2 protein-coding genes are annotated in these 2,276 nt (G+C 67.8%); one reads left to right on the top strand and one right to left on the bottom strand.

Going from position 1 to position 2,276, the window contains the following annotated elements:
* Positions 1-150 precede the first annotated feature (150 nt).
* Positions 151-456 carry a hypothetical protein gene (locus IG99_RS43210; protein ID WP_063768401.1) on the bottom strand — a complete coding sequence of 102 codons (306 nt, stop codon included), beginning with the start codon at positions 454-456 and terminating at the stop codon, positions 151-153.
* Between the two features lie 273 nt (positions 457-729).
* Here IG99_RS43210 and IG99_RS47265 point away from each other — a divergent pair.
* The coding region (locus IG99_RS47265) for a transposase (protein WP_234312178.1) at positions 730-2,276 on the top strand (1,547 nt) is incomplete at its 3' end.

Genomic DNA, 2,276 nt, shown 5'->3' with positions numbered 1-2,276 from the left:
GCACGTCTCATCCCGGTGACCGCCACGGCCTGGTGAATGGTTCCCTCGATGCCCGCGCGGGTTCCGTACTTGGCTCGCCACTGCTCGTCGGACTGCTGGTGACCGACGACGAGGGTGACCAGCCGCCAGCCGCGGCCGGGCGGGGATTTCCTACTCAATGGGCGGGTGCGGACCACACCTCGTCACACAACGCCAGGTCTGGCTCTCCCACTTCCACGCGCAGCATTCAGAGCTGGAAGCTCCCTGAGATTCGCGGTCCACGAACTTGCCGATGACCTCACCGTTCTGGACCCGATTGACCCTCACCTGCTTCTCAAGGTCGACCCCAAGTGCCAACTCAGCCGCCGCGAACTGAACGTAGTACCGCTCCGCAGCGCCGGGGTACTTGTCGAACACCTCTTGAAGGCCTCTAAAGAACTCGACGTCCTTCTCGGGGCCTGCGGTCACGTTCGCCATGATCGGCTCCCGCTCACTAAGGCCGCCCACCGGGAGTATCCGATGAAACGGCTACCAGTCGGTGACGCTTTCATCGTTACCCACCAGTCACGTTGATGCCACTCGGAAACAGCAGGGCGGCTCGGAACATCCTCGGCATTTGCGGCTGGTGGCTGGCTTATTTCGTGCCCGGCGGGGCTGGCGGCTCGTTGGTCGGGGCAGCAGCGGCCGTCTTGGCGTTCCCGGTCGCGGGTGGGGTGTGGGATGTCGATGCGGCCGAGGCCATGGCCGACGGTGCCTGAGCTGACCGCGCAGGTGGCGCGGGCGGTGGCGGCGCGGGGCCCGTATCCGTTGGCGATGCGGGTCCGTGACGAGCTGGGCGAGTTGTTCGCGGATGCCGAGTTCACCGAGGCATTCGGAGCCAGAGGGCGGCCAGGCTGGTCACCGGGCCAGCTCGCGCTGGTGACGGTGTTGCAGTTCGCCGAGAACCTCACCGATCGGGCGGCGGCGCATCGGGTGCGGTACGGCATGGACCTGAAATACGCGCTCGGCCTGGAGCTGGATGATCCCGGGTTCGACGCCTCGGTGCTGTCCGAGTTCCGTGCGCGGTTGGTCGAGCACGGGATGGAGGAGAAGGTGCTCGACCTGCTGCTGACCGCGCTCAAGGATCGGGGCCTGGTGAAGGCGGGAGGCAAGCAGCGCACTGACTCCACCCGCGTGCTGGCGGCGGTACGCGATCTGAACAGGCTGGAGCTGGCGGGGGAGACGCTGCGGGCCGCGCTGGAGGCGCTGGCCTGCGCGTCCCCGGACTGGCTGGCCCAGGCGGTGCCTGTTCGGGAGTGGGCCGACCGCTACGGCCCGCGGACTCACTCCTGGCATCCGCCGGCTTCCACGAGCAAGCGCGAGGAGATGGCTCTGGTCTACGGCCGGGACGGGTTCGCGCTGCTGGAGGCGGTGCACGCCCCTGATGCCCCGGCCTGGCTGCGCGAGCTCCCGGCGGTGCAGGTCCTGCGCACGATGTGGGTGCAGAACTACCACCGCACCGTGACCGAAGCCGGAGCGGAGGTGAAGCGGCGGGAGAGCAAAGACCTCCCGCCCGGCAGACTTCGGCTGACCTCTCCGTACGACACCGACGCCCGCTACGGCCTCAAACAGGGCTCCTGGTGGACCGGCTACAAGATCCACATCAGCGAGTCCTGCGACGACGCCGATGACCAGGACCCGGCTGCCGACGGCCAGACTCTGATCCCCGGAGCCGACGGACCGCCGCCGCGCTTGATCACCAGCATCGCGACCACCGACGCCACAGTGACCGACGCGGAGATGACCGAACCGGTCCATCACATGCTCGCCGCCCGCGATCTCCTGCCCGCCGAGCACTTCCTCGATTCTGGTTATGCCTCCGCCGACTTGATCGTGGGCCTGAAGAAGAACTTCGGGGTCGCCCTGGTCACCCCGGTCCTGATGAACAGCTCACCCCAGGCGCGTGCCAGCGCCGGGTTCGACCGCACCGCGTTCACCATCGACTGGGACAAGCGGCAGGCGACCTGCCCACGCGGGGACACCAGCACCTGGTGGAGCCCTGCCACCCTGCGCGGCACCAAGGCCATCGTCATCAAGTTCGACAAGGAGACATGTCGCCCCTGCCCGGTGCGCGACCAGTGCACCCGCTCGAAGACCGGTGGCCGGACCCTCTCTCTGCAACCACGCGAGCTGCAAGAAGTCCTCGACCATGCCCGCCTCCAGCAGTCCGACGAGCAGTGGCGAGCCAAGTACGGAACCCGCGCGGGCATCGAGGGAACCATTCACCAGGCCGTGGCGGTCACCGGGATGAGACGTGC

Origin of the sequence: Streptomyces griseus subsp. griseus, assembly GCF_000720255.1 — a bacterium.
Classification (GTDB): domain Bacteria; phylum Actinomycetota; class Actinomycetes; order Streptomycetales; family Streptomycetaceae; genus Streptomyces; species Streptomyces griseus_I.
The sequence above is the reverse complement of the archived record's forward strand: the minus strand, read 5'-3'. Positions and strand labels throughout refer to the sequence as shown.

What these genes read in the sequence shown, in the direction of transcription:
- IG99_RS43210 (WP_063768401.1), bottom strand. Translation starts at nt 456, where the DNA reads ATGGCGAACGTGACCGCAGGCCCCGAGAAGGACGTCGAGTTCTTTAGA.